Here is a 4,294-nt window from a genome sequence, read left to right as displayed (position 1 = left end):
GGAACTCTTCAAGCCATTTTTAAAAGAAAATCAGCTGAATCAAATATCAAAAGCGGCATAATAATCGGTACCAAGTCAATGACACCAAGGGTCAAAGGCTATTTTTTAACTGCAAAACTTGAGTTAAGTCAGATGATGTAGCGATATACTCATGAAAAATTATTGTGAAATTATTATAATTCTATTGAATTTAGACTAAATCAAGTTGTTACACAGTTAGGGTTGAAATAGGAGTTACATATATTTGAGGAGGAAAGGGAATGCGTTTCAAAACAGTACAAAAAGCCACATATCCTAAACATAATAAATCGCGTACACACCATAAGGCAATTGAAAAAATAGATGCACCGGCTATCATGGTTTTCCCGATGTCCATGCACTTGGGTGCTCCGGCCAAGCCAGTAGTGGAAGTGGGCGACAAAGTGAAGGTGGGAACCTTGTTGGGGGAAGCTCAAGGCTTCATTTCTGCAAATATTCTGTCATCAGTAAGTGGGGAAGTCATTTCTATTGAAGAACGTGATGTACTCAGTGATATCTACACATGTGTCATCATAAAAAATGATGGAGAATACACAGAAGAAGCGCCGTTTCCGGAAGCAGGAGATAATGTGGATCCGGCACTTGTTCCTGAACTGATCAAAAGAGCCGGTATTTCCGGAATGGGAGGAGCGACATTCTCGACTAACGTAAAAATGTCACCGCCCAAAGACAAGAAAATCGACACGCTTATTCTTAACGGAGCAGAATGCGAGCCGTATTCTACATCTGATCTGCGTACGATGATCGAATATGCAGATGAAATTATTGAAGGTGTCCGCGTTATCGATTCAGTCTTCAACGTTGACAGAGTATTCATTGGTATTGAAGACAATGCTAAAGAAGCTGGAGAAGCACTGAAAAAAGCAGCTGAGGGCTACGATAAAGTTGAGATCAAAGTCCTTGAAGCTAAATATCCTCAAGGATCTGAAAAGCAGTTGATCGAGAACTGTACAGGACGTCAAGTGCCTGCAGGCGGCCTGCCAGCTGATATCGGCTGTGTCGTATCCAATGTTGGGACATTTCAGATGATATACCGTGCGGTACGCTTAGGTAAACCTATGGTAGAACGTGTCTGCACGATTTCAGGTACACCAGTTGCCGACCCTAAAAACCTGCTTGTACGTCTGGGTACACCGATTGATGACGTGATTGATTTTTGTGGAGGCTTCCAGGAAGCGCCACGTAAAGTGATTCACGGTGGGCCTATGATGGGGAAAACCATCAAAGACGGAGCGATTCCTATCTCTAAAGGGACCACTCATGTGACATTCCTTACTGCAGAAGAAGTCGATGATGAAGAACGTATGGATTGTATCCGCTGTTCAGAATGTATTAACGTCTGTCCTGTAAGCTTACAGCCTATACTTATCAGTAATGCTTACGAGCGGGGAGACATCGAAAAAGCAGAACAGCTTGGAGCTATGGACTGTATTGAATGCGGAAACTGTTCATATATCTGTCCGTCCAAGATTCCTTTACTAGACAACATAAGAAAAGCTAAAACGGTTATCAGACAGAATGCAAAGGCGGTGTAGGAATGAGTACGAATAAAACAAAAACCACCTTGGCCGATTACGATTTAGTGCTCGACAACTCACCACACATATTTGAAAAATGGTCATCACAGTGGATCATGCTGCAAGTTATTATTTCCATGCTGTTTCCGTTGGCAGCGGGTGTCTACTTCTTCGGATTCCAGACACTTTATCTTACTGTTCTTGCTGTGATCACGTGTGTGATCAGTGAGTACCTGTACGAAAAAATTGTTAGAAAACGTGTAACTGTGACCGATTTATCAGCAGTAGTTACAGGTATGCTTATTGGATTAAGTATGCCAAACGGTGTCCAATGGTACAGTATTATTATTGTCAGTCTATTCGCGATTATTGTTGTCAAGATGATTCCGGGTGGAATCGGCAGAAACCGGTTCAATCCCGCGGTAGGCGGACGAGTCATGTATTTGATGGCACCTTGGATTGTAAATACATTTGTTTCAGGAGAAGATATAATAACCACAGCAAGTCAGGCAGAAGCTATTACAACTGCAACTCCAGATGACCTGGTTGCTGCTGCAACACCCTTGTTCTACATTGGAAGTGGTGCGCAGGAAGTACCGGACGGCGCGCAGACGCTTTGGAATATGTTCCTGGGAAATCAAGGTGGATGGGGCGGATCTCTTGGTGAAACAAGTGCACTCGCATTACTCATCGCGATGGCGTTTCTGATTTTCCGACGCATTATCAATCCTAAGATACCGGCAATGTACATCGGAACAGTTGCTCTGATCATGCTGGTTTACTCAGGATTTGATTTCGAATTCATGATGTATCACATTCTAAGTGGGGCCTTGCTTCTGGCAGGAACTTTCATGGTCACAGACTATGCTTCAGGTGGCCTGACTCCTCTTGGTCGAACGGTATTTCCGATCGGCGCTGGCATCATTACTGCGGCTTTCAGAATTGGATATTTTTCACCTGAAGGGGTTGGCTTCTCAATACTGATTATGAATGCGATCATTCCATTTGTAGACAAACTGGTTATGCCGCGCATTTACGGTCACAAGAAACGTCCCGGAGTTCATCCGGATTATGATCTGACAGAGCCGCTTACCAAGCGTGACGTGCTGACAGACAATTGAGTAGATAATAAAACGGCTGGAAAATGATCCGGCCGTTTTTTTTACGTATTATTCAGCGTATACTTAAGAAAATAGAAAAGGGTGTGCTAAGTATGCTGAAAAAAATACTTGCAGCAGGAGCAGTTTTTATCATTGGAATGGTTTTAAGCGGGTGCGGAGACATAAGAGAACCGTCACCGTTTGAAGAAGTAGATACATTGGACGGTGTATCTATAAGCTTGAATCAGGAAGTGTATGATTCAGAAGGAGAGACATTCATTCTTACTGTGTCGAATCAGTCTGAAGAAGAGATAAGCTATGGCATTGCGTTTACTGTCGAAAAGCAGGAAGGGGACCAGTGGATAACCGTTGAACCAGAGGAAGAGATGTCATTTATTATGATTGCCCATATACTGGGTCCGGGAGAAGAGGCAGAAGACGAACTGAACATGCATTATTATGAGCCCTTCGAACCAGGTGAGTACCGAGTCGTCAGACAGATCGAAGGAGAAGTGCTGACTGCCGAGTTTACTGTGGAATAAAAAGATAAAGCAATAAAGATAAGTCAGCTTGTTAGCGACAACTGACATCTTTATTGCTTTTCCTTAATTGTCTGGTGTAGTTTTGATGGTATTGATCTTAAGAATGTCTTCATAATCACCAACCTGAGATATGAAATGTATCATGTTAAACTGTGCGGGAAGGTGCAATGTATACATATCTTCACAAATTGAACTTCCGTCTTCCAAATAGGTAATAGAATGATCTGTTGAAACAACAGTGATATTGTTTGCTTTAAAAGTTTCCACTAGATAAGCAAGTGTAGCATCTCTATTTTTATACTGAATCTCCAGTTGTTTAGTACTGTCGATCTTGAATAATCCTTTAAGCAGACGCAAAACGATCAGCATGATAAATGTACTTGTGATTGCCATGAAATAATAACCCATACCCACGGCAATACCTAAACTTGCTACAGCCCATATTGAAGCAGCCGTTGTCAGTCCAGTCACTGTGCGTCTACTTACAATAATTGTTCCTGCGCCCAGGAATCCAATCCCGTTGACAATCTGAGCGGTAAGACGAGTAATGTCGGTTGATAATATTGTTGAAAAATCGGGGTTGTCCATGGCAAAGTTCAAGACCCATCTGCTGGCTTCCAGTTGCGTCATCGTAATGATCGCTGCACCCAGACTGACTAGAGTATGGGTGCGTATCCCAGCATCGCGACCCTTAAGTTCTCGTTCGTAACCAATTACCCCGCCGACGACTGCAGCGAGAATCAGTCTTAAAAATAATTCTATCTGAGTAAATTCCAAACCGATTCCTCCCTCATACTTTTATAACACTATTATCGTTAACTTGACAAATAAATACAAGAATGAATTTGTAGAGATCACAGGGAATTACTTTCATCTTTCTGCTACATATTGTATACTAAAATTATTAGCAGAACCTACCAGTTTTTTTCACATGTACATAACTATAAGAAAGTATGTGAAAAAAGTAATTGAACCAATTTCATAACTAACTTTTTAAAAAAGGAAACACTCGTCTAATTTCAAAATGACTATTTTTTAAAAATTACACGGCTATTTCTTTTCTGTTCTTTCTCTCAGCTAACCGTTGGTTTGCATA

General features: G+C 41.7%; 4 protein-coding genes. 3 read left to right on the top strand and 1 reads right to left on the bottom strand.

Annotation, left to right across the window (positions count from 1 at the left end):
• The first annotated feature begins 260 nt into the window (after positions 1–260).
• The 3 genes from rsxC (at position 261) to ACYQ2O_RS10755 (ending at position 3,198) form a co-directional block, all read left to right on the top strand.
• Entirely contained in the window at positions 261–1,574 is a 1,314-nt protein-coding gene (rsxC, locus tag ACYQ2O_RS10765) for an electron transport complex subunit RsxC (protein WP_346024865.1), read from the top strand.
• Positions 1,575–1,576: 2 nt separating this feature from the next.
• Complete coding sequence (locus tag ACYQ2O_RS10760; protein ID WP_346024864.1) at positions 1,577–2,677, top strand: RnfABCDGE type electron transport complex subunit D; 1,101 nt, start codon at positions 1,577–1,579, stop codon at positions 2,675–2,677.
• A 92-nt stretch (positions 2,678–2,769) separates the two neighbouring features.
• Entirely contained in the window at positions 2,770–3,198 is a 429-nt protein-coding gene (locus ACYQ2O_RS10755) for an immunoglobulin-like domain-containing protein (protein WP_346024863.1), read from the top strand.
• A gap of 63 nt (positions 3,199–3,261) precedes the next feature.
• Here the strand turns inward: ACYQ2O_RS10755 and ACYQ2O_RS10750 are convergent, their stop codons facing one another.
• Positions 3,262–3,975: an MgtC/SapB family protein gene (locus tag ACYQ2O_RS10750; RefSeq protein ID WP_346024862.1), complete on the bottom strand. Its 714-nt coding sequence runs from the start codon at positions 3,973–3,975 to the stop codon at positions 3,262–3,264.
• Between the last annotated feature and the right edge of the window lie 319 nt (positions 3,976–4,294).

Source organism: Alkalibacterium sp. m-11 (assembly GCF_054658155.1).
The sequence above is the reverse complement of the archived record's forward strand: the minus strand, read 5'-3'. Positions and strand labels throughout refer to the sequence as shown.